A 21,075-nucleotide genomic window follows, 5' to 3' on the forward strand; every position below is an offset into this window, starting at 1 on the left:
CGCTTCGGAGATAGGTCAGATGATTAGAAAGATGAGGTGATAATGCCGCTCTTGTCGCATAACTTTCTCAACAGTCGCATCCCGCGCTCAACCGGAACCGCGCTTGCTCCTGTACTCATATTCCTGTTCGCTCTTGGCACTGTCAAGGCGTTTGGCTTAACTACTCCCGATCCGTATAGGCATAGTCGTTCTTCTTTCGTTTCAGTCTTCCTTCCAAGCGCCGAAGATCGACTATCCGCGCAGAACAACCTCTTTGCGCAGCAATACCAGAATGATCTGAACATCTCACCGGAAAGCAAGACTGCCGTTGGGGACTACAGCGACAATGCCAGGCTCGACGACTATTCACTTGCGGCCAGTACACGGCAAAATGCAGTGGACAAAGCGTACCTGCAGAAGATCAAAGCCGTCTCGGATGCGGGCTTCCCGGAGCAGGATCGCATCTCCCATGACCTGTTTATTCAGGTCCTGGAAGAACGGATCATCGATTACGAGCTGAAACAGTACGAGATGCCAATCTCTCAAATGGGCGGAGTGCAGAACAGCCTTGCCGATCTTCCAAATGCCGTGCCACTAGATTCTGTCCAGCACTATGAGGAGTACATTGCGCGCTTGCGTCAGATCCCGCGTGTCTTTAAGCAGACCATTGCGGTGCTGCGGCAGGGAGAAAAAGATGGCTTGATGCCGCCACGTGTTCTCCTCGATCAAGTGCCTGCGCAGTGCCAAGGGGTGATCGCCGAGAACCCATTCGTGGAACCGACGAAAAAGTTTCCGCCTTCAATCGGCGCTGCCGACCAAAAGCGCCTCACCACCGAGATCAATGCGGTCGTCGGTGCAGAGGTTTTGCCCGCCTTTCAAAACTTTGCTGACTTCATCAGCAAGGACTACGCTCCTCACGGCCGTGCAACGATAGGCCTCAGCGGGTTGCCAGACGGCGCTCGCCGATATCAACAAGCAATCAAGGAGCAGACCTCGACGGACATGACGGCAGCTCAAATTCATACGCTTGGCCTTCAGGAAGTAGCCCGACTTACCGGCCTTCTCACCAATCTGGCTCACAAGCAGGGATACACCGATCTCGCCAGTTTCAGAGCCGCACTGAACGATGATCCGAAGTACATTCCGAAATCTGCGGACCAGATCGTTGACGATTTCCGAAAGTATGTAACGCAGATGCAGCCGAAGTTGTCCGAGCTGTTTAATGTATATCCCACGACCGCACTGACCGTAGAAGCTGTTCCCACTTCGGAGCCGGGCAATGCAACGCACTATATCGGTGGCACACCGGATGGGTCGCGAGCGGCGCGGGTTGTGGTTGCCACCTCAAACTATGCACAGCGACGTCTGCTTAGCGACGAAACTATCGCGTACCACGAAGGTATCCCTGGTCATCATTTGCAAATCTCGATGCAGCAGCAACTGAAAGATCTGCCAGAGTTTCGCAAGCATCTCTTCAGCGCAGCCTACACCGAAGGCTGGGCTGTCTATGCTGAGGCATTGGGCAAAGAGATCGGCTTCTTTCAGGACGCCGGCTCCGATTACGGGCGGCTCAATACTGAACTCATGCGCGCAGTTCGGCTGGTGGTCGACACTGGCATCCACGCAAATGGTTGGACTCGCGACCAGGCAGTGGCATATTTTCGTGAAAGCGGTTGCGCGGACGAGCCAGTGATTCAGGCAGAAGTGGACCGCTACATTGCTTGGCCGGCGCAGGGTCTCAGTTACAAGATCGGACAACTCGAGATTCTCAAGCTCCGCCAACGGTCGCAGCAGGAGCTTGGTTCTCATTTCGACATCCGTCAATTTCACGATGAAGTTCTGAGTGCTGGAAACTTGCCGCTGAATATCTTGGAGACGCGGGTTGATGCGTGGCTAGCAACTAAGAAGAAAGAGTAGATAAGCTCGCCTTCAAAAACGAATAGAAGATCCTTTAGTTTGAGAAACTCCTCTTCACCTGTGGGTTATTGATATGAAATTCAGCCGACTTATCCACCTCAGTCTAACTCTCGCTGCAACGAATTTAGCCCCACCCGCATTCGCGCAGTCTACCCCGGTGCCGAGCATAATTGAAGCCTGGCGTCACGCGGTCGGTACGGCGACCCGCCACGGCACGCTTCATCAGCGCTTCACCGCCAACGAGGAAGACGTCTCCGCCACCGTCGATCAGTGGATTACTCCCTCGGGCATCCTGCGCCGCGACACCGAGCGCGACTCCGACAGTAATGAGCTTCTCGTCACACCCGCCATCGCGCAAACCCGTGATTGGAATGGCTTCGTTCGGTCCCTTGATGGCGTCGAACTTGCACGCCGCCGTTCGGAGGCCTTTATCGCCGCCGTTATTGCTTTCGGCCCGGCGGCAGCCATGGATCAAGCGACGCTCACCTCGACCTCGGAACCCCACAGCGTTGCGTTACTCTTCACGCCTTCCCATGGCATCAGCATCAAGTGGATCATCGATCAAGACACCTCGCTTCCAGTCCAAACCATCATCCGCGGAACTGAGGCCGATCAGGTCACCACATACAGCGAATGGCAGCATTCCGGCGGCGTCTTCACTCCGCAGCACATTGTCATCAAAGAAAGAGACAAGCCCGATTCGGACTACCACATCGCAGCACTAGTTCAGTTCGAACCCGCTGGTGCGTCCACCTTTGCCCCGATCAAACAGGAAGGCTCCGACGTCATCATGGCCAAGTCTAGCGTCAAGCTCCCATTTTCTATGGAGGCAAATCACATCATCCTTCAAGCGCGAGTCAACGGCACCGCGCCAATCGGCTTTCTTGTCGACACCGGTGACGACCACGAATCCATCAACACTCCGCGTGCTGCCGCCTTCAAACTCTCCAGTTACGGCGCAACCGCAAGTTACGGTGGCGGGAACCTTGCGCAGTTTAGCTTCGCATCTGGCGCAAGCTTCACCTTTCCCGGTATGGAACTGCACAATCAGCACGTCGATCTGCTCGATCAAACCGGCCTCGAGAAAGCTCTCGGCATCCCTCTCGGCGGCATCCTCGGTTACGACTTTCTCAGCCGCTTCATTGTCGAAATTGACTATGAGGCCAAAATCATGACTCTCCACAAACCTTCAGCCTGGCAGTACACGGGTCACGGCTTTGTCGTTCCGATCACCTTCGATAGCGGCATCCCTTATTTCGAAACGCAAATTTCAGTACCTACCCAACCCGCCATCCCCGCGCGTATGTGCATGGACTTCGGGGCCGCCGACACGATGACGTTTAACTCACCCTTTGTGCAGCAGCACAGTCTCGTTCGGCTCGCAGGCACCGATACTCGCGCCACGAAGCCCGCCGGCCTTGAGAACCAGTTCTTCGCCCAAACCAACATGCGCGGTCACATCGACGAGTTTCGGGTCGGCGGCTTGGTTGCCCGCAGTATTCCTGTCAGCCTCTCCGCCAACACTGCGGGCGCATACAGCGACGACATCTTCGACGGGACGGTTGGCGAAGGCATCTACACTCGCTACCATGTCTTCCTCGATTATCCACACCACCGCGTCATCTTCGAACCCACCGCCAAGACCGCTGCCCCATTCCCTGAGCGCAAGACCTTTGGCCTCACCCTTATCGCCAGCGGCGACGACCTCCGCACCTTTCTCGTCACTGCTATCCGCGCCGGCTCCCCCGCAGAGAAAGAGGGATTCCTCAAGGGTGACATTATCACCGGCCTAGACGGCAAACCAGCCACGAGCTTCACCCTGGGCCAGCTCCGCGACACGCTGTTACGCACAGATGAAACCCATGATTTCAACATCCTTCGTGCTGGCAAGCAAACATCCATCCGCGCCACGATGGCCGTTGTCTCCATCGATCAGAAGCCCTCCTAAGCAATAAACGCGTCTCGATGAGCGCATTTCCAGTGGGCCCTGATCTTTTTTTCTAACGAGTCTCTGAAACCTGAAGGAGTGTAGAAACCCTGTGCGCACGATAATCATATGTTTGTTACTGCTGTGCGGCGTCCCCCCGATGCGAGGGGAAATGAGGTCTTCAGAGCCAACAACGATCAGGCTTGAACCGTACCTCGGAACAGCGCTTACGATCCGCGCTGAAGTCAATGGACATACTGGACTGTTTCTCTTCGATACGGGTGAGGGCGTTTCGACCATTAGTTCAGAATTTGCAAAAACTGTTGGGTGTGTACCGTGGGGGAGAATTACCGGGTTTCGCATGACCGGAGGAAGGCTGGATTTTCCACGCTGTGACAACCTGCAGTTCAAAACTGCTGGAGAGACTTTGACAGCGCCGATCGCTGGAGTCTTCGACATCATGACGCTCTTGCCGTCCGATGCTCCGCATCTGGACGGTGCACTGGGCTTGGATATTCTTGCCGGTCGGGCGATCACATTCGATGAATCGAACGGATTGCTCATTCTAGAGAGTAGGGCCAGCCTTATAAAAAGGATACGAAACGCGAAAGAGATTCCTATTCGTCTGGTACGTGATGCCGAAGGTGTTGCTCTCGCCGTAGACGTAGGTGTCCCGACGCCGCTTGGCATGGCATGGATGGAATTGGACTCTGGGAACGGCGGGACTTTGTGATAGCCAGTCATCTGGCCAGCTTGTTCCGTCTGGACCCAGACAAGAAGGAACCTCAGCCAGTGAGGTTCGACATCGCTGCTGGTATCCCAGTCGAGGGAACAGCCAGAACTCCAGACATGATTATGGATGGCAATATCGCTGCACAGTTTTTCAAGAAGTGGACACTGATCCTCGATTTAGCGTCTGGGCATGCATGGCTTTCGCCACATGCCGCCAGCTAACGCGGTCTTCGTGTTCATAACCTCAAGGCTGATAATTTGCGGCAGGCGAAGCGAATCCCGGAACTGGGCGAGAGATTGGAACAAACTGGCGCTTTAGATGGTCGTGTTTTTGGAGGGGATATAGATGTTTTACCGAGTCGACTACACACTGGCTGTAATGTTCGTTGGTTCTATTGTCGGTGCTCTGTTCAGTGGACCGACTGCAAGTGTATCTCCGTCTCGATTTGAGCGTGGATACTACGTAGTTGTCGTATGCCTCCTCGTGTTGCGGACAGGCGCTTTTGCCGGCACTATGCTCATGACCCATGCGAGCTCCTTGAGGGTCGTCCTTCGATACAAACTGCGACAACAAAAGCCACTCACAACCATACTGTCCGGGAACCTTTCCTGCTCATACCGCGTATCCCGGGCATGTTCAGATCTCTGGCCGTCGTGTGCCCTCTCGCCGTCTCCCTATTTGTCACCGTCGCCCCGGCGCAGCAGGCGCCGCCAGCGAAATCGCTCCCCAATGGCATCGTCTGGAGTCCATCTCTGACCGGAAAGTCCCCGATGGGTTCCGCGGCTTTCGACGGGCTATACGCCGATATGGAGAAAGAGCAGCACCACGATCTGAAGGGTATCGTCATCGTCCAGAATGGCGCTCTGCTAAGTGAACACTACTTCAACGGCGACTCGGCGACGACGCTCCATGATATCCGGTCAGCTACGAAGAGCCTCACCTCTCTCCTAATGGGCATCGCCATCGACAATCAGGTAGTCCATGGTGTCGACGAGTCGATCTCGCAGTATCTTCCGGGGCTGCCGCAAGACGGTAAGGAAAAGATCACGATCAAAGACCTTCTCAACATGCGTTCCGGACTCGATGCGGACGATGAAGATCCTGCCAGTCCCGGCAACGAAAACCGGCTCGACGAATCCTCGGACTGGATAAAGTCGGTCTATGCCATCCCCATGAAGCGCACGCCTGGCGAGAAATATCTGTACTGCTCAGTAAACGCATTCCTCACCGGAGTGATCGTCGAGAATGCTGCCAAGACCCCTTTGGATGACTTTGCCCGAATCAATCTCTTCGGCCCTTTGAATATCCAGAACTTTCGCTGGAGGCATATTCCTGTCAATCGGACGACAGGACAAGGAAACCTCGAAATCACGGCCCGCTCCGCCGCAGCTCTTGGGCAACTTATGTTGAACGACGGCGTTGTAGATGGCAAACGCCTTGTCAGCCATGATTGGGTCACGGCCAGCCTTGCAAACCAGGTGCCGATCAGCGACAGCGATCCCTATTCGGACTTTTATGGGTATATGTGGTACACGAAGGCCGAGCCGGTTGGCGATGACAAAGTCCTGGTACACTTCGCTTCTGGCAATGGCGGCAACAAGATCTACATCGTGCCTTCTTTCCATATGGTGGTTGCGATCACCTCAAGCGCGTACGGCACCCGATGGGGTCAGCAGCGATCACAGGATGTTTTACTCAGAATCTTGTCTGCCACGACGACCGAATAGCATCTGCGTCATCTGCAACGCTGCGCTCGTTGGATTGATAGTGTGCAATCGTATTTGCGTTTGCTTACCCCAGGCACTATGAAATCTAGATGAGCGACAACAGGCCAAAGCACGTTTGCAGCTCGGCCTATGCTCTATGAGCGCCTTGGCGATTTGGCACTCGCCGAGATCATGACTGACGCAATCGGCGTTTCGCATTACCAATCTGAGCGGAACACCCATTTAGCGCACAACTACATATGTGAACAAGACGGCCGCGACGGCGAGAGCGACAGTTCGGACACGGTGTCTCTTGTCCCAGATTCGATGTATCCGTTGCCAATCGGCATCACCTTTTGCCACGCGAGTATTCAGCGGAACCAGGAAAAGGATCGATCCGACCGAAGCAAGGAGCCAGATCGCTGTAGCTGTAAGGAGAATGCCGCGCCCCGACGAGTGCCAAGATAGCCAGGTCTGGATAACAAGCAATAGAGCACTCACGGGATACCAGACCGGCATCACTTTTCCAAGCACGGAAGCCAAACGGCTGAGTAGGTTCAGCTGCGGTTGGGGATCAAGTCGCCGCGCGGCGGGGTCTACGAAGGCAGCAACGGAGAACTCGACGCTTACCAGAGAAACTACGATGAAGACAGTTGCCATAGTGAACAAGTGCATGAGCGGCTCCTATTGATTCCTTCGTTCAATTTGCGAGTGATGTGATGCGCTTCCTTAAAATGCGTGAATCAGTAGGATGCCCGCGAAGAGCATTACCGCGCAGGTCACGCCATGTACGGAGAATGCTGTGACTTTGCGACCGCCCGATAACAGCACGTTGGACATGTCGCCGAATGGGATGATGGCGAAAACAAGGAGGACTATGCCTACGGTCCGGTGGTCCGTGGTCAACATCAGGGTCAGCACGGCCAATCCAGCTGCGACGTCCCGGACTCCCTTGAGACGGAGCCACGCGCGAGTGTCAGCGTCGGGTGCAGGTGGCTTAAGCCCAAAACCTCCTACGATTCGCTCCGGAGCGGCAACGTAGAAACATCCGATCACAATGATCCCAACAGAGACGAGTACGGCGATAGCGAGCGGGAGGGCGGAGTGCATGAACTTCTCCTTGGTATAGAATCTAGCAACGCTATATGTGATGATCCTTGTAGTGGCCACGTTCCAATAATTTCTAGCAGCGCTATAATATCTACATATGGCGACAAAGTCAGTACCAACCCGGATCGCGGAACGAAAACTGCGGGACAAGCAGGCGCGCCGGTCAAACATCATCAGTGCCGCGCGACGCATCGCGGAGCTTGAGGGGTGGCCTAGCGTGACAGTTCGACGGCTGTCGGACGAGATTTCGTATAGCCAACCTGTTCTTTACGCTCATTTCGGAAGCCGTGAAGGAGTTGTTGCCGCGGTTGCGATCGAAGGATTCCAGGAGCTTGCCCTGGCCATGGAGCAGGCGCGGAAACAGGTCAAGCGTGGAAGTGCCGTGAAATCCATCGCGGACGCATATCTGGAGTTTGCAACGTCATCACCCGCATTGTATGAGGCGATGTTTTCGCTCAGCCTGAGCGTCCCGTTCGGTGAGGCGGCGACTCCTCCAGAACTGCGATTCGCATTTTCCCAGATTCTGCAGTTGTTTGAGGGGCAGCGCTCAAGACCAGAAGTTATCTCTGAGCTTTTTTGGGCGGCTCTCCACGGCATCGCCGAGCTTACAAGAACCGAGCGATTTCCGCCCAGCCGTCAGAAAGAGCGCGTCAGGACGCTCGTGGATCTCTTCAGCGTTTCGAAGGAAGAACCGGCAAAGGCATAGAGGCGAAAATGACAGAGCTCATGAGTGGTGCTCATGCGTCCTTCGGTGATCGCGATCAGCGCACAGCTTCAACGTCCAGGTTGCGGATCGGTCCCTATAGGTCGGTTTCTCGTCAGCAATCGTCGACTGATGGGAAGCGCGTTTATCAGGAGCTATTTCCGGATGAGATTATCCGGGGAGCGGAATTAGCGCATGACGGTATCGGGAAAACCAGGCAATCCGGTTCCTGACCGTTATTTGCACGATGCTGACTCGCTAAGGGAAGCTGGCTTACGCTACCGTTATTTGATGGGCACAAGGGATATCGAGGGCCGGTTGATGTGTCGTCAGTGACCTGTAGGAGGTGCGGTCCTCTGCGCCTTGCTGCCGCCCTTCTCGTTCCTCTTATTTGCCGAAACTCTTTCGATATGCGCCGGGCGTCACATGCAGGTGTCTACCGAAGATTCGACGCAAGGTTTCCGTATTGTTCACCCCTATGCGTCCAGCAATCTCAGCTTGGGACAAACTTGATGTCTCTAGTAGTCGGCGCGCCGCCTCTACCCGAAGCGCCTCTAAATGTTGCGCGGGGGTGCTCCCGACCGCTTGTTTGAATGCTCTAGAGAAATTGCGGGGACTCATGGCTACGATACGAGCCATTGCTTTGATCGACAAGTCCGAAGTGAGGTGTTCAGGCAGCCACGTCAGTAAGTCTGCTAAAGCGTTTCTTTCAGCCTTCTGCGCAGTAAGTGTCGCGGAGAACTGCGACTGGCCGCCTGGACGTCTGAGAAAGACGACCATCATTTGAGCGGCACGTAGAGCGACCTCGCGGCCTAGGTCTTCCTCTACGAGTGCTAGTGCGAGGTCGATCCCGGCAGTCACTCCAGCGCTGGTGTAACAGTTGCCATCCTTGATGAAAATCGGATCTCGTTCAATGGTCACTCGTGGATAGCGCGCTGCAAGCTCATCACACCAATTCCAATGAGTTGTAGCACGTTTGCCGTCTAGTAGACCGGCTGCTGCAAGCGCCATGGCGCCTGTACAAACAGAGCCGAACCGGCGGCAGGCTGGGGTCTGCCGCTGTAACCAGCCCAATAGAGCTGTGTCGTACACCGGCCCCTGAGCGCCGCCACCACCAGCTACCAATAATGTATCGAACGTCGAGTCGACATCCAGGTAACTGCTAGCAGCGGTGAATGGGAGGGCGAGCGGACTGAGGATAGTTGTATCTTTAGCGCCGGACAAGAACGTCAAGTGGTAAAACGTGTTGCCCTTCAGGCGATTCGCTTCCATGAAGACTTCGCCCGGCCCGATCAGGTCCAAGGCTCGAACAGGTGAAATGCCCAGAATCGCGATCGATCTGCCATTGACGGTTCCTGGCTTGTGAGAGTCGGTTTTGGCTGATGCCTGCATTCGGCCATAATCTCCGCGGAATACTTCGTTTTCTCTGATATGAGCTTACCCCTGCACCAAAGACCGCGGGACCTGGCAGAGCAAACATCCGCGCTACATTTGCAATGTGATGCCCAGTTGGATCGCAAATCGTTCTGCTTCCGTTTTGCGATCCGCCCGATTATGGCCGTACTGTCGGTAAAAGGCATCGACGATTGACTTTGAGGCTGTCGCCGGCGTACCGCTGTGAAAATGGGGTTAGGCGCATACTCGATTTCGAGTTGAATCTCCTCCGCCACTTCCTGCCCTCTCAGAAGCGCAGCGATCTCCAGGGAGCCATCCAATCCAGCGGTTACGCCTGCGGAACTGACATAGTTGCCGTCGATAACAACTCGGGCGTCGGTCGGGATGGCACCGTACAGTGGCAACAGCTCTTTGGCTGCCCAATGAGTCGTGGCATGCCGCCCGCGCAGTAAACCCGCTGCGCCGCATAAGAGCGCACCTGTGCAAACGGAGAAGACATACTGTCCAGAGGCCGCTTGTCTTTGTATAAGGCCGATGATTTCCTCATCGTTCATGATCTGCTGCTGCCCCAGGCCACCAGGAACGAGTAGCAAGTCAAGTTGAGGTGCTTCTGCGATGGTCTTCACAGGGGTAAGCAAAAGGCCCTTCACGTCGCGAATCGGTTCGAGGGTCTTGCCGAGCACGACGAATGTTGAATCAGGGATTCGCGACAGTACTTCAAAAGGGCCCGTGAAATCGATCTGGTCCTGACCGGGAAAGACGAACGCTCCAATTGTGAGGTGGGCGTTACGGTCAACAGCCGGCTGCTTTCCGAAGGTGAGCAAGGATGGTTCATTCATGGTCGTCATTGCTTCTATTCCTTTCGTTAAAGCTGAGGCCCGACCCGGAAAGTCGACGAGGCTTCGCTGGATAAATGCCGTGAACTCGTGGTGATGCCACGCCGGATACAAAGCTCCGCCAGCGGCCGAGTTGCCGAGACTCGGTCTCTGCTTCTAGCCTCGCCACGCATATTGCTCGAAGGCGTCGTCGAGCGGCAGATTGGCAATGGTGGCAAAGTAGTTTGTGATCGTTGAGGCAGCGACGATGGCGATGACCTCTAGAACCTGTTCCTTCGTAAAGCCGGCAGAGAGGAACGAATCAACTTCTTCCTCGCTCAGATGTCCGCGCTTTTCGATGAGCGTTTTTGCGAGGATGGAGAGTGCGGCAAATCGTTTGTCCGTCGGCACGCGTCCCTCACGAATCGCATTGGTCTCGTCGGAGCTTACTTTTGCCTGGAGCGCCAATCCCGTATGGAATGCCACGGCATACGTGGATGAGTTCGCGACTGCGTCTGTCAGAAGAACGATCTGAATCTCCTGTTCGGTGAGGCTGCTGCTATGGACCTGCCCAAATACGCCGACAAGGGAGTTGATGAGCTTCGGCGAGTTTGCAATCGCGGCGGCTATATTCGGCATGACTCCAAACGCTTTTTGTAGCTGTTCAAGGCCTGACTTAGAGCCCTCGGGTGCCGAGGCAATCGTATGAATAGGATAGTTTGGCATGTAATTCTCCTTGGTGATGTGTAGGTCGCTGGGAATGCTGAGCTATGACTGATCCAGGATCGAATCGATAGGCGCTGAATCAATTGCCCGCAGGTAAATGAAGCGCGTCATCCCGGACCGACGACGTTTTGATGCATCCCGCCGAACGCAAAAACCACACCGAAACGGACAACGTTGCCTACTTAACAGCCAATGCGAGCGCCTGTTGAGTGCCGCGCCTCATCTATCGCGCGAGAACTGTTTATCTTCAATTGAGTTATCAGGCATGACCTCTGAGATGGCACCAGGTCAGCATGCCCCGAGGAGACGGACAATGGCAAACTCAAAGGTAAACAACATCGTGTTGGTCCATGGCGGCTTTGTGGATGGTTCGGGCTGGCAGAACGTGCACGCCATCCTGAAGAACATGGGCTTCAATGTCTCCATTGTGCAGAATCCGACTATTTCTCTGGCGGACGACGTCGTCGCAACCAATCGCGTCATCGACGTGCAGGATGGCCCGGTCATTCTCGCTGGCCACTCATACGGGGGCGCCGTCATCACAGAGGCAGGCAACAACCCGAAGGTAGCGCGGCTTGCCTACATCACCGCCTTTGCTCCGGATAACGGCGAGTCGGTTGGTACGTTGATCAAGGACCCGATCCCCGGAGCGCCGGTGCCGCCCATCATGCCGCCGCGGGACGGTTATCTCCTCCTCGATCCCACAAAGTTTGCCGCTTCATTTGCCGCTGATGTAAAACCCAGTCTGGTCTCCTTCATGGCTGACTCCCAGGTGCCGTGGGGACTGGATGCGCTAAGCGGAGTAGTAAGCAACGCTGCCTGGAAGTCCAAGCCAAGCTGGTATCTCGTCGCCACTGAAGACAAGATGATTCCGCCAGATGCACAAAGGTTTATGGCGAAGCGCGCCCAGGCGGAGGTCATCGAAGTAAAAGGCAGCCATGCAGTCTACGTCTCACAGCCTCAGGCCGTCGCCGATCTCATCGCAAAGGCCGCAGCAGGCGAATGATGGATGGCCTGCACGACCGGACTGAATCATTCACGTGCTTTTCGTCGCAAAGGAGCTCCACATGTTTGCAATTACGGGAATCACCGGTAACGTAGGCGGAACAATCGCAGATACTCTTCTCCAGCATGGAAAGAAGGTCCGTGGCATCGTCCGCGATGCAGCTAAAGCGCGGGCCTGGCAAGATAAAGGCGTCGAAATCTTTGTATCGAACTATGACGAGAATCTAAGCGAGGCCTTCAAGGGAGTTGAAGGTGTCTTCGTTATGATTCCGCCCAACCTGCTCCCGGAACCAGGCTTCCCGGATAGCGTCGCCAAGATTGCCGCCATCAAGAAGGCCATCATCGCCGCCAAACCGCCCCGCGCTGTCTTTCTTTCTTCCTGGGGCAGTGAGCAACCTTCAGGCCTGGGCATAGTCACTACCAACCGCATCCTTGAGGAGGAGCTTGGTGACACCGGCGTTCCAAGTGCTTTTCTCCGCCCCGCATGGTTTATGGAGAACGTTGTGTACAGCCTTCCCGCCGCTCGCTCTACCGGGAAATATTTTTCCTTCTACCAACCCCTCGAACGTGCTTACGCGATGGTCGCCACAAAAGACGTCGGGCGCATCGGGGCTGAAGTGCTGCTCCAAAGCTGGCAAGGAAACCGCGTTATCGAGATTTCCGGTCCCGTAAGCTACTCCAGCAATGACGTCGCCGCCGCACTCGAAACGGCGATTGGCCAGTCCGTCGCCCCCGTGGCCGTTCCTCGCGAAAGCTGGGTCGAAACCCTGGCTCAGAACGGAATGCCAGCCGACCGTTCCGGTGCATATGTCGAACTCGTCGACAGCATAAACTCCGGTTGGATTCACTTTGGCGTTCCAGAGACAGAACATGTCGAAGGCACGATCGATCTTGTGACTACCGTGAAAGCTCTTGCTGCGAAATCTAGCTGATCATTCTCGTCTGGCGGGCACCAATCCAGGAGCATCCCTAACGAGAAGCGCGTTTATGGGGACTTGCGCCGAATTCCAAAGCGATCATGGCGAAATGACACAACGGATTAAGGGAGTATTCGATGGTCTTCGGAGTAGTGGACATGAACCAAATGCCAATCTTCGGCCTCTCTTTGGTACACCTGGGTTTCAACGCCATCCGTGGTTATAGCTGATGCGTCTTTGCGCATCGTCGCATGAAAGGTCCAGTGAAATTCCGACCATGCTTCATTGCCACTCACATGGATCGTTACACTATTTACTTCGAGATGGCGAATTGAAAACATCCCACCCATCACGTCTTGAAAGACATGCTGCCTAATGGCCTCGAATCCATGTTCCTCGCCAATCGGATAGATGAAGGAAACCTCAGCCGAGTGAGACCAAATTTGCGAGACCAGGTTCAGATCAACGTTATCGATCGCTTTCGCGTACCGGTTGATCAGAATGTGAATGTCTCTTACATCGGTCGCAGGGCCAGTATCCATTTGTGCTGCGGCACGAAGCGAAAAGAGCGAGAGCATTACGGTAAATAGAATACGAGTCTTCATCGAGTACTCCCTGATCGACCGAATCATCTTAAAGTGTAACGAGCTCTACGGTGGACAGTACTGTCGTCGTTAGACGGAAAGCGCTGATGGTTTAGTTGCGGTAAGCCGGGCTTCTCGCCAGGGAGTTGGCCCCGGTAGAATAGTGATCTGCAACTCTAGTAACAGGCTCGTTCCTCCTCCCGAACCTTTCCCATACTTCCGAGAAGCGCGTTTATCGTTATCTTCCTCGCACTGCGTTGCGGCGTGTGGAATCATTCAGCTATGGACCGCGATTTCGAATTTGAAGCAGTCATCCAAGCCGGCGATGGTGGCGGGGCCTTTGTGTTCTTCCCTTTCGACATGCAGGAGTCATTTGGAACAAAAGGGAAAGTGAGTGTCGAGGCGACTGTTGACGGTGTGCTCTACAGAGGGAAGCTTCTGAAATATGGTTTTCCGCAACATATTCTCGGCCTCCTGAAAGAGCTTCGATTGCGGATCGGAAAGGATCCCGGAGACGCTGTGCAGATCAAGCTGCGGAAAGCAGGCTGACTCCGATCACTTGCGCGAACGGCGTTTACCAGAAGTGAACGGGGAAACTTCTATTGCTGAGCGCCTGCATAGTATGCGATGGCGTGGGAAGCCAGGCCATCGCTATCCAAAGCCACACAGTCAACGACGCGGTTACCGTTATCACGACGGTATAGAACTGCGTACCCTGACGGCGCCAGGAATACAGTTTCGATCTCAAACCTGAGTTGCGGAGCGAGTTGCAGGCCTAGCCCGAAATGCTTCCTTAATTCGCTCTTTCCTCGGAGTTTCCCGTCGGGCTTTTGCCAACGAGTGACTGCGGTCGACACCTCGAAAACGACATCGTCCGCATAGAAAGACAGAATTCGATCCAGATCATGCGCATTCCAAGCGGCTGCCCAATGCTGCGCGTGTTGTAAGGCCTCGTCGAATGTCATAGTTGACCTCGATGCTCAGAATCCACGTTCCGTAATCGTACTGGAATGATGTCGGTACCGATAATGTATGGTCCGCCGCAGGACTGCAATGGAAAAGCTGTGGGCGAGAAGACAAGTCTGCGGCAATGTATTCGGCCTTTAGGTGGAGGTAGGTTCTCCTGGCCATGATGAGTTCCGCTGCGTGCCTGTCCTTACAAGTCGGTCGGTCGTTGAAGACCATTATCGGGATCAGGTTGAAGGCACGCCGTTGTGACTGTTCTTTCGTCGTTGCTGTTCCTGTGCAGACTTCGGTGGGTAAGTTCAAATCCGTAGATGTGTTGCCGTTACTGGTTTTTACTTCAGGCTGCTGAGACGATCGGTGACGGTCTGTAATCTTGTCCGCTCGAAAGCACGGCCCATGCGATGCGTGCCAGCTTGTTCGCCATGGCAACCACGACAACATTTTTAGGAGCTCTTGCGTCGAGTCGATCCAGCCAGGGCCCGATGGCCGCTCGATCTCGCTTGATGCGCAGTACGGCGGCTCGGGCACCATGAATCAGCACTTTGCGCAGATAAACGTTGCCACGCTTACTGATACCGAGCAGCTTGGCTCTGCCTCCGGTGGAGTACTGGCGTGGAACGACACCGAGCCATGCCGCGAAGTCTCGTCCCTTACGAAATGCAGCTCCGTTACCGATAGCCGCGACGATAGCTGTTGCAACGATCGGTCCGATGCCCGGGATCTGACGGATACGAGTGCAACCCGCGTCTGCAGCAGAGATGCGTTCCAACTGCGTGGTGAGTTCTTCGATCTGCTGTTCAACGGTCTTCCACTCACTCCACAGTATGTCGATGAGGTTGCTCATCTGTGGTGTCAGGTTCGCTTCCGCGTTCTCAAGGATGTCGGCCATGGCAGCCTTAAGCTTCGCTGGCGTCTGCGCGAATACCATCCCTCGCTCTAGCAGGAATGCCCGCAACTGGTTGATGACTGCGGTGCGCCGCGAGATAAGCCGGTCGCGCACTCGATGGATGGCCTGGAGATCCAGCTGATCGTCCGTCTTGATCGGAACGAAGCGCATGTTCTTGCGTTCGACAGCTTCGGCGATCGCTTCCGCATCCACGAAGTCGTTCTTGTTCGACTTCACAAACGGCTTTACAAACTGCGCTGGAATCAGGCGTACATCGTGCCCCTGCTTGCACAATGCCCTTCCGAGAAAGTGCGCTCCGGAACAGGCTTCCAGGCCGATCAGCGATGTCTGCATGTTCGCTGTAAACGTCAGCAACTGGCGCTGTGTGAACTTCTTCTTCACGAGCACCTTGCCGGCTGCGCCGAGCGCCACAAGGTGAAAGGTAGTCTTGCCCAGGTCGATGCCAACGGAATGTATCTGCATAGCGATGATCCTCCTTGTCACAAGCTGCTTCTACAATCTTCCTGCTCACGCAGGAGAATCAAGCGGCGGACCATCTCATTAGTCGGCTTATCGTCAGTAATCGTGGTATTCAGAATGTCAATTGTTGCGAACAGGCCAACGCACGTTTCCAAGCCGAACTTGTTCGAACGCGCATTTGCAATTTCTCAACGATTGAGCGCGTCGTCGCTTCGCAGCTCTACGCTGAGGAGATTTACCGAGAATTCTCACCTTTCCAAGTGGTGATCCATCATGTGCAAGGCGTGCCAGGAGGCGCTATCAGCGGCGAGTGACGGATGGTTCAGCGATGGTAATTTGAGACGTCCGGCGATCGACTCCGGACTTGGCGCTGGAGTCAGAAGGCCCGCAAGAAGGTTATGGATTGCAGTAAAAGTCGATCCGATTGTCCTTTCGCGGAATGCGGAGCGGGCAATGTACCGTTGAACGGTCGTTTCAAAACCCTCAGCCTCCACGCAGCCCACCTCCAGCACCGCACTCGTCGGCGCTCCCACCCCAAAGGAATTCCGCTGGTAATCACGCAAGAACCAATACAGCTCTTCAATCACGAAATCGTCGATCTTGAGCGACTTTGCAACCTTCAGAAATAGGTTGATTGGCACATTCTGATACTTCACCTTACGCCCGAGCACTTTGCCGATGACCGCGGCGATTTCTTCCGGCGCTAATGACTTCGGCCCCGTCGGACGGTAGGTCTTGCCGATATGAGGCGCTGGATTAACAAGTGCGCCGACGATTACGCGGGCGATGTCTTCATTGGAAGGTGGTGCATTCAGTCCGTCGCCCAAGGGCATGCCCATCAACCCAAAATGAGCGATCGGCTCCAGCGCCAACATGTAGTTGTCGGCGAAGAATCCTGGATTGATCGTAACCACGTCGAGACCCGCAGCCCACTGAAATACTTTCTCACTAAGCCATTTCTCCCGCGCATGAATCGCCGGATGGTTTGCCTCTGCCAACCATTGGCTCATCACGACGACGGCTTCCAGTTTGCTCTCGAGTGCCACGGCGGCAAATAGCGCTGCGCGCCGAAGTGTTCCCGGTTCCAGCGGCGGGCAGTAATAGGCCCGCTGCACGCCAGCCATCGCTGTGCGCAGGTCCGTTGCATCTTCGATCGACCCGACGACGACTTCAGCCCCTGCTTGCCTAAGCCGCGCACTGCGTTCATCCGCCCGTCGGGCCATCGCCCGCACTGGGTATCCCTGAGCCAGAAGTAGCTTGATGGTTGCCGCGCCAGTCTTACCGGTCGCACCAGTCACCAAAGTGAGAGGCTTCTGCATGAATTAGCTCCTCATGATCGCTGCTTTGTTGTTCTCTTCGCGGACTCACAAAGCCTGCGACTACGCCAAAGATAGTGAGAAGAAGTTGGCCCCGCAATTACCTCGGAGATAATTGACCTGTGTAGCCGAGGAACTATAGTGGGGAAAGTGAAGAGTGGATTTGGATCGATTCTTAGCGAATGGCGGTCTATTCGCCGCGCGAGCCAGCTCGACCTCGCTCTTACAACCGGTGTCTCACAAAGGCACATCAGCTTTGTCGAGTCTGGACGTGCACAACCCAGTCGCGAGTTGATCCTGAAACTCGCAGGTGGCCTTGACCTCCCTTTGCGAACCCGGAATGAACTTCTGCTCGCGGCCGGCTACGCGCCCATCTATCGTGAGCGTCAACTTGACCTGGTGGAGATGCGGCCGGCGCGTGATGCGCTCGATCGCATCCTGAAACATCACGAGCCTTATCCAGCGATCGTCACGGATGCGGCGTGGAATATTGTCATGAAAAATGAAGCCGCATCGCGGATCATCGGCTCTTGCATCCAGTCGGACCGCATATCCAGGGTTGCAGCAGACTTGCCTCTCAATTTCATGCGCTTGATGTTCGCTATCGACGGCCTACGGCCCCACATCCTCAACTGGAATGAAACCAGTCACGCTCTGGTCAGCAGATTACGCCGTGAAGCGATCGGGAACCCAAACTCGCCTTCCGCGCAGTTGTTACAAGACCTGCATCAAGCCGCGGGCGCACCTGGCGATAAAGCCTTCGGGCTGGATGAACCGCTCGACGCCGTTCTGCCGCTCGAACTACTTGTCGACGGCGCTCACTTGCGGCTATTCACCATGTTCACGACGTTCGGCACATCGCAGGACATCGCGTTGCAGGAACTGCGCATCGATATGTCATTTCCCGTCGATGAATCGACCCGCCAATTTTTATTGGTCGCCGCCGCCAATGGAATCTCCAAGGAAACACCGGATATAGTTATCGAATAGTATTCAGGCGCACTTCTGTCTGTGTTCTTCTCTGAGTCGGGCACGCGTTCGGGGTTTTACCGTCGTCCTGCGGCACGTCGGGCCTCTGCTTTTCCGGTTCCTCACCAAACAAACTCTTCCGTAACAAACGTGGAAGACTTTCTTCAGGTCCTTCCCCAAAAGCGTCCCTTGGCCTTGGAAGCCTGACCCACTCTCGTCGCTTCGCGCAGTGTGCCCCGACCCGTCGGGAGACCACACAAAACGGAGTGACTTCCATGAACACGAATACCATTCAGCATCAGCTTCCCGTCAACGCGATCCTCAATGGCAACTGCATCGACAAGATGCGCCAGATGCCTGCGAACAGCATCGACTTCATCCTCACTGATCCGCCTTATCTGGTGAATTACCGTGACCGGAATGGCCGCTCTATACAGAACGACACCAATGCCGACTGGCTCCGGCCTGCCATGCGCGAAGCCTACCGTGTATTGAAGCAAGATCGAGTCGCTATCATGTTCTACGGTTGGACCAAGGTCGATGCGTTCTTCGCTGCGTGGAAAGATGCGGGTTTTCGTCCAGTGGGGCACGTCGTCTTTCGGAAGACCTATTTCTCTAAGACAGGCTTTCTCAGCTATCAGCATGAGCAGGCATACCTTCTGGCGAAGGGACGACCGCCTTTGCCGGCACGGCCCATCGCAGATGTCCTCGATATGCCGTACAGCGGCAATAAGCTGCATCCGACGCAGAAGCCCATCGCAGCTCTGGCTCCGCTCATTCGCAGCTTTACTTTGCCGGGCGAACTTGTACTTGATCCGTTCGCGGGCAGCGGCAGCACCTGTGCCACGGCGTCGCTTTGCAATCGTCAGTACCTCGGGATCGAACTGGACCCTGCCTACTTTGAGCAAGCAGTAAATCGCATGGCTCGGATTCGGGAACGGGCTGCCAAATGACAGCCTGTCTTTTCATATCCAGCCATCAGTTGGTTTCGCTCGCCTGACGATATGAATAGGCTGTTCTACTTGGGAAAGGCCGCCTGACGAAGCTCGCGGCGCACCGTGCGGAAGACCTCATCATACTGAGGCAACGCTTCCATCTGATGCCCGAGACGGCCGTTCCACAGCGCGTTCAGGCGAGCTTCTTTTGCGAGGATGCGGTCTTCGATGCCGATGGGGTCTTTCTCCCGAAAGCATATTTTTTTCGTAACGGCTCCGATGAGAGGGCCGATGTCGACACCCGCATGAGAGGTCAAGAACCACAGGTCGTAGAGGTCGCGCGGCTCGTTGCGAGCCTTGTCCTGAAGAGCCACGATCTTTTCGGTGGCGATTTCGTTCAGGCTGTACACAGAGATTGGGCGATCTTCCGGTACGTCCTCAAATTCCGGGTAAGTGCGTAAAATCGGAAGCTGCTCCACTGGAAAAAGCAGAATCTCCGAAACCGTGATGTCCACCTTAACCGTGTTCGATGTCGGCAACGGCCCTTGATACCGGAGATAAAAGGTGTAGCTGTTAACGTGCGTCAGGCGGTCTTCGGCTTCAAAAGAGAAGCGTATGCCGGAGGCTTGGGCCACCAATTCATAAACCTCTTCCAGACCTTCACGGATTTCTGCGAACTCTACTTTTCTTGCAAGCGTGAAGTCGAGGTCTTCGGAAAAGCGATAGTCTCCGAAGTGACAGCGTTTGAGCGCGGTTCCGCCTTTGAAGATGAGCAGATCGCGGAGCTTGCTTCGGCTAAGGCCCGCGAGAAACCAAGCCAGGCAGTAGTCGCGCTCCAGCACTGCCTCGGGAATGCGACGGCCACCATGTTCCTTGTACAGCCGGTTTGCGAGAAGGGATAGATTGCGCTGCGGGATCATGTGTGCGGAATCGCCTCCAGTTCGTCGATACCGATATTGAGCTGCAGACGCCAGCGTGCCTGAAAGGAACCCGACTTCGGCAGCGTGGGATCGAGGCGGTCATAGGTAGAGGTTAGCTTCGAGCGCAGGAGTTCGAGTTGATCCGATGAGGCCATTGCGTAAAGCTCCAGCAGGAAGCCGAGGCGCCGGCGCAGAGCGCCACTTGAGAAGTGCTGCACGTAGTCGAGAAGCTGCGGGATCTTGATGTCATCGCGGCTCATCCAAAGCGCCTTCGCCACCTCCGGGATGCCGCCCGCGTATTGAGGCTGGCGCAGGGCGTCGAGGATAGTCCGTTCCTTGTCGCTGACCATGACGGACTGCTGCTTCGTAACCCACACTTTCATCAGGCCAAAGAAATCCGTCGGCTTGACCGTGACGAAGCGGTAGTCGTGTCCATGCACCGAACGCGGCGGCGTCCGCATCGTTGAGCTGACATAGATGGTGAACTGAGGCTGGGTCACCATACGGTGCAGCTCCATCGCCGAGGCGTGCGAAAGGAAGTAGGAACGTCCCTCGCACATCTCCCGGGCGATGACGTAGGGATCGCCGACATACTCCGTCGCCCGGCCCAGCTCAAAGGGAACGAGCGTGTAGAGGCCAGAGCGCAGCCGGGTCACAAGTCCCCGCCGCTCCGCCTTGTGGATGAGGGTCCTCGCCGACGATCCGCGCAATCCGGTGATCTCTTCGGCATCTTGGAGGGTGAACGTCGTCTTGCCGCGTTCGTTGAGTTCCACCCATAAGGCAGACGACTTCGGCCCCAAGGTTTTAGATCCGGGTCCGGCAGTCTTCGAGTTGTATTCTGTGCTCATATTGTTCCCCCGGAGGGAACGAAACAAGAACACAGTATCATAACTCAGTGCTATTGTCTGCATGAAACGTTCCCTCGCAGGGAACAATTCGTGATCCGGATATCATTTGGACCCACGGCCTCTGCCTTCTCGCGAAAGAGGTCGAGGTCGAAATTAGACGCAAAAATGGCCCAAATTCCATCCAAAACTAAGAATAGGGCAAAGGTTTAGAGGGCAAAGGTCGCGGGTCCGATAAGGG

21 protein-coding genes are annotated in these 21,075 nt (G+C 55.3%); 10 read left to right on the forward strand and 11 right to left on the reverse strand.

Annotated elements, in window-relative coordinates; translation table 11 throughout:
* The first annotated feature begins 42 nt into the window (after positions 1 to 42).
* The 4 genes from RBB76_RS25900 to RBB76_RS25915 all read left to right on the forward strand — a co-directional run bounded on the left by RBB76_RS25900 (position 43) and on the right by RBB76_RS25915 (position 6,283).
* A complete protein-coding gene (locus RBB76_RS25900) occupies positions 43 to 1,896 on the forward strand; it encodes a DUF885 domain-containing protein (RefSeq protein ID WP_429634155.1) in 1,854 nt (617 codons plus the stop codon).
* 73 nt (positions 1,897 to 1,969) lie between these two features.
* Entirely contained in the window at positions 1,970 to 3,844 is a 1,875-nt protein-coding gene (locus RBB76_RS25905; RefSeq protein ID WP_429634157.1) for an aspartyl protease family protein, read from the forward strand.
* A gap of 151 nt (positions 3,845 to 3,995) precedes the next feature.
* Positions 3,996 to 4,556, forward strand: a complete 561-nt coding sequence (locus tag RBB76_RS25910; protein WP_429634159.1) for an aspartyl protease family protein — start codon at positions 3,996 to 3,998, stop codon at positions 4,554 to 4,556.
* 632 nt (positions 4,557 to 5,188) lie between these two features.
* Positions 5,189 to 6,283, forward strand: a complete 1,095-nt coding sequence (locus RBB76_RS25915; protein ID WP_429634161.1) for a serine hydrolase domain-containing protein — start codon at positions 5,189 to 5,191, stop codon at positions 6,281 to 6,283.
* Between the two features lie 222 nt (positions 6,284 to 6,505).
* On the opposite strand, the gene RBB76_RS25920 is transcribed toward RBB76_RS25915, so the two are convergent.
* Positions 6,506 to 6,937, reverse strand: a complete 432-nt coding sequence (locus RBB76_RS25920; RefSeq protein WP_429634163.1) for a hypothetical protein — start codon at positions 6,935 to 6,937, stop codon at positions 6,506 to 6,508.
* A 54-nt stretch (positions 6,938 to 6,991) separates the two neighbouring features.
* On the reverse strand, positions 6,992 to 7,372 hold the full coding sequence (locus tag RBB76_RS25925; protein WP_429634165.1) for a DUF4267 domain-containing protein: 381 nt from the start codon (positions 7,370 to 7,372) through the stop codon (positions 6,992 to 6,994).
* Between the two features lie 97 nt (positions 7,373 to 7,469).
* Here RBB76_RS25925 and RBB76_RS25930 point away from each other — a divergent pair, with 97 nt between their 5' ends.
* The gene (locus RBB76_RS25930; RefSeq protein WP_429634167.1) at positions 7,470 to 8,078 is read left to right on the forward strand and encodes a TetR/AcrR family transcriptional regulator; all 609 of its coding nucleotides are present in this window, start codon (positions 7,470 to 7,472) and stop codon (positions 8,076 to 8,078) included.
* A gap of 384 nt (positions 8,079 to 8,462) precedes the next feature.
* Here the strand turns inward: RBB76_RS25930 and RBB76_RS25935 are convergent, their stop codons facing one another.
* The 3 genes from RBB76_RS25935 to RBB76_RS25945 form a co-directional block, all read right to left on the reverse strand.
* The gene (locus tag RBB76_RS25935) at positions 8,463 to 9,467 is read right to left on the reverse strand and encodes a GlxA family transcriptional regulator (protein ID WP_429634168.1); all 1,005 of its coding nucleotides are present in this window, start codon (positions 9,465 to 9,467) and stop codon (positions 8,463 to 8,465) included.
* Complete coding sequence (locus RBB76_RS25940) at positions 9,368 to 10,294, reverse strand: DJ-1/PfpI family protein (RefSeq protein ID WP_429634170.1); 927 nt, start codon at positions 10,292 to 10,294, stop codon at positions 9,368 to 9,370. The genes RBB76_RS25935 and RBB76_RS25940 overlap by 100 nt, the downstream gene beginning before the upstream one ends.
* A gap of 168 nt (positions 10,295 to 10,462) precedes the next feature.
* Positions 10,463 to 11,011, reverse strand: a complete 549-nt coding sequence (locus RBB76_RS25945; protein WP_429634172.1) for a carboxymuconolactone decarboxylase family protein — start codon at positions 11,009 to 11,011, stop codon at positions 10,463 to 10,465.
* A 313-nt stretch (positions 11,012 to 11,324) separates the two neighbouring features.
* Between RBB76_RS25945 and RBB76_RS25950 the strand changes: the two genes are divergently transcribed.
* Both RBB76_RS25950 and RBB76_RS25955 read left to right on the forward strand, forming a co-directional pair.
* The gene (locus RBB76_RS25950; protein WP_429634174.1) at positions 11,325 to 12,017 is read left to right on the forward strand and encodes an alpha/beta hydrolase; all 693 of its coding nucleotides are present in this window, start codon (positions 11,325 to 11,327) and stop codon (positions 12,015 to 12,017) included.
* Positions 12,018 to 12,078: 61 nt separating this feature from the next.
* Positions 12,079 to 12,948 carry an NmrA family NAD(P)-binding protein gene (locus tag RBB76_RS25955; RefSeq protein WP_429634175.1) on the forward strand — a complete coding sequence of 290 codons (870 nt, stop codon included), beginning with the start codon at positions 12,079 to 12,081 and terminating at the stop codon, positions 12,946 to 12,948.
* 107 nt (positions 12,949 to 13,055) lie between these two features.
* Here the strand turns inward: RBB76_RS25955 and RBB76_RS25960 are convergent, their stop codons facing one another.
* Positions 13,056 to 13,538, reverse strand: coding sequence for a nuclear transport factor 2 family protein (locus RBB76_RS25960; protein WP_429634177.1), 483 nt, complete (start codon positions 13,536 to 13,538; stop codon positions 13,056 to 13,058).
* Between the two features lie 261 nt (positions 13,539 to 13,799).
* Between RBB76_RS25960 and RBB76_RS25965 the strand changes: the two genes are divergently transcribed.
* Positions 13,800 to 14,066: a DUF1905 domain-containing protein gene (locus RBB76_RS25965; RefSeq protein ID WP_429634179.1), complete on the forward strand. Its 267-nt coding sequence runs from the start codon at positions 13,800 to 13,802 to the stop codon at positions 14,064 to 14,066.
* 50 nt (positions 14,067 to 14,116) lie between these two features.
* On the opposite strand, the gene RBB76_RS25970 is transcribed toward RBB76_RS25965, so the two are convergent.
* The 3 genes from RBB76_RS25970 to RBB76_RS25980 all read right to left on the reverse strand — a co-directional run bounded on the left by RBB76_RS25970 (position 14,117) and on the right by RBB76_RS25980 (position 17,168).
* A complete protein-coding gene (locus tag RBB76_RS25970) occupies positions 14,117 to 14,482 on the reverse strand; it encodes a YybH family protein (RefSeq protein ID WP_429634181.1) in 366 nt (121 codons plus the stop codon).
* Between the two features lie 338 nt (positions 14,483 to 14,820).
* On the reverse strand, positions 14,821 to 15,852 hold the full coding sequence (locus RBB76_RS25975; RefSeq protein ID WP_429634183.1) for an IS110 family transposase: 1,032 nt from the start codon (positions 15,850 to 15,852) through the stop codon (positions 14,821 to 14,823).
* A 245-nt stretch (positions 15,853 to 16,097) separates the two neighbouring features.
* On the reverse strand, positions 16,098 to 17,168 hold the full coding sequence (locus RBB76_RS25980) for an NmrA family NAD(P)-binding protein (RefSeq protein WP_429634185.1): 1,071 nt from the start codon (positions 17,166 to 17,168) through the stop codon (positions 16,098 to 16,100).
* Positions 17,169 to 17,315: 147 nt separating this feature from the next.
* Between RBB76_RS25980 and RBB76_RS25985 the strand changes: the two genes are divergently transcribed.
* Positions 17,316 to 18,155 carry a helix-turn-helix domain-containing protein gene (locus RBB76_RS25985; RefSeq protein ID WP_429634186.1) on the forward strand — a complete coding sequence of 280 codons (840 nt, stop codon included), beginning with the start codon at positions 17,316 to 17,318 and terminating at the stop codon, positions 18,153 to 18,155.
* Positions 18,156 to 18,409: 254 nt separating this feature from the next.
* Entirely contained in the window at positions 18,410 to 19,087 is a 678-nt protein-coding gene (locus RBB76_RS25990) for a DNA methyltransferase (RefSeq protein ID WP_429634188.1), read from the forward strand.
* A gap of 65 nt (positions 19,088 to 19,152) precedes the next feature.
* Here the strand turns inward: RBB76_RS25990 and RBB76_RS25995 are convergent, their stop codons facing one another.
* Positions 19,153 to 19,911, reverse strand: a complete 759-nt coding sequence (locus tag RBB76_RS25995) for a nucleotidyl transferase AbiEii/AbiGii toxin family protein (protein ID WP_429634190.1) — start codon at positions 19,909 to 19,911, stop codon at positions 19,153 to 19,155.
* Positions 19,912 to 19,985: 74 nt separating this feature from the next.
* Positions 19,986 to 20,837 carry a type IV toxin-antitoxin system AbiEi family antitoxin domain-containing protein gene (locus tag RBB76_RS26000; RefSeq protein WP_429634192.1) on the reverse strand — a complete coding sequence of 284 codons (852 nt, stop codon included), beginning with the start codon at positions 20,835 to 20,837 and terminating at the stop codon, positions 19,986 to 19,988.
* Between the last annotated feature and the right edge of the window lie 238 nt (positions 20,838 to 21,075).

This window comes from Tunturiibacter psychrotolerans, from assembly GCF_051013365.1.
Taxonomy (GTDB): Bacteria; Acidobacteriota; Terriglobia; order Terriglobales; family Acidobacteriaceae; genus Edaphobacter; species Edaphobacter psychrotolerans_A.

What these genes read in the sequence shown, in the direction of transcription:
- RBB76_RS25945 (WP_429634172.1), bottom strand. Translation starts at nt 11,011, where the DNA reads ATGCCAAACTATCCTATTCATACGATTGCCTCGGCACCCGAGGGCTCT.
- RBB76_RS25915 (WP_429634161.1), top strand. Translation starts at nt 5,189, where the DNA reads ATGTTCAGATCTCTGGCCGTCGTGTGCCCTCTCGCCGTCTCCCTATTT.
- RBB76_RS25920 (WP_429634163.1), bottom strand. Translation starts at nt 6,937, where the DNA reads ATGCACTTGTTCACTATGGCAACTGTCTTCATCGTAGTTTCTCTGGTA.
- RBB76_RS25980 (WP_429634185.1), bottom strand. Translation starts at nt 17,168, where the DNA reads ATGCAGAAGCCTCTCACTTTGGTGACTGGTGCGACCGGTAAGACTGGC.
- RBB76_RS25990 (WP_429634188.1), top strand. Translation starts at nt 18,410, where the DNA reads ATGAACACGAATACCATTCAGCATCAGCTTCCCGTCAACGCGATCCTC.
- RBB76_RS25950 (WP_429634174.1), top strand. Translation starts at nt 11,325, where the DNA reads ATGGCAAACTCAAAGGTAAACAACATCGTGTTGGTCCATGGCGGCTTT.
- RBB76_RS25900 (WP_429634155.1), top strand. Translation starts at nt 43, where the DNA reads ATGCCGCTCTTGTCGCATAACTTTCTCAACAGTCGCATCCCGCGCTCA.
- RBB76_RS25930 (WP_429634167.1), top strand. Translation starts at nt 7,470, where the DNA reads ATGGCGACAAAGTCAGTACCAACCCGGATCGCGGAACGAAAACTGCGG.
- RBB76_RS26000 (WP_429634192.1), bottom strand. Translation starts at nt 20,837, where the DNA reads ATGAGCACAGAATACAACTCGAAGACTGCCGGACCCGGATCTAAAACC.
- RBB76_RS25925 (WP_429634165.1), bottom strand. Translation starts at nt 7,372, where the DNA reads ATGCACTCCGCCCTCCCGCTCGCTATCGCCGTACTCGTCTCTGTTGGG.
- RBB76_RS25955 (WP_429634175.1), top strand. Translation starts at nt 12,079, where the DNA reads ATGTTTGCAATTACGGGAATCACCGGTAACGTAGGCGGAACAATCGCA.
- RBB76_RS25935 (WP_429634168.1), bottom strand. Translation starts at nt 9,467, where the DNA reads ATGCAGGCATCAGCCAAAACCGACTCTCACAAGCCAGGAACCGTCAAT.
- RBB76_RS25910 (WP_429634159.1), top strand. Translation starts at nt 3,996, where the DNA reads ATGAGGTCTTCAGAGCCAACAACGATCAGGCTTGAACCGTACCTCGGA.
- RBB76_RS25905 (WP_429634157.1), top strand. Translation starts at nt 1,970, where the DNA reads ATGAAATTCAGCCGACTTATCCACCTCAGTCTAACTCTCGCTGCAACG.
- RBB76_RS25960 (WP_429634177.1), bottom strand. Translation starts at nt 13,538, where the DNA reads ATGAAGACTCGTATTCTATTTACCGTAATGCTCTCGCTCTTTTCGCTT.
- RBB76_RS25965 (WP_429634179.1), top strand. Translation starts at nt 13,800, where the DNA reads ATGGACCGCGATTTCGAATTTGAAGCAGTCATCCAAGCCGGCGATGGT.
- RBB76_RS25970 (WP_429634181.1), bottom strand. Translation starts at nt 14,482, where the DNA reads ATGACATTCGACGAGGCCTTACAACACGCGCAGCATTGGGCAGCCGCT.
- RBB76_RS25975 (WP_429634183.1), bottom strand. Translation starts at nt 15,852, where the DNA reads ATGCAGATACATTCCGTTGGCATCGACCTGGGCAAGACTACCTTTCAC.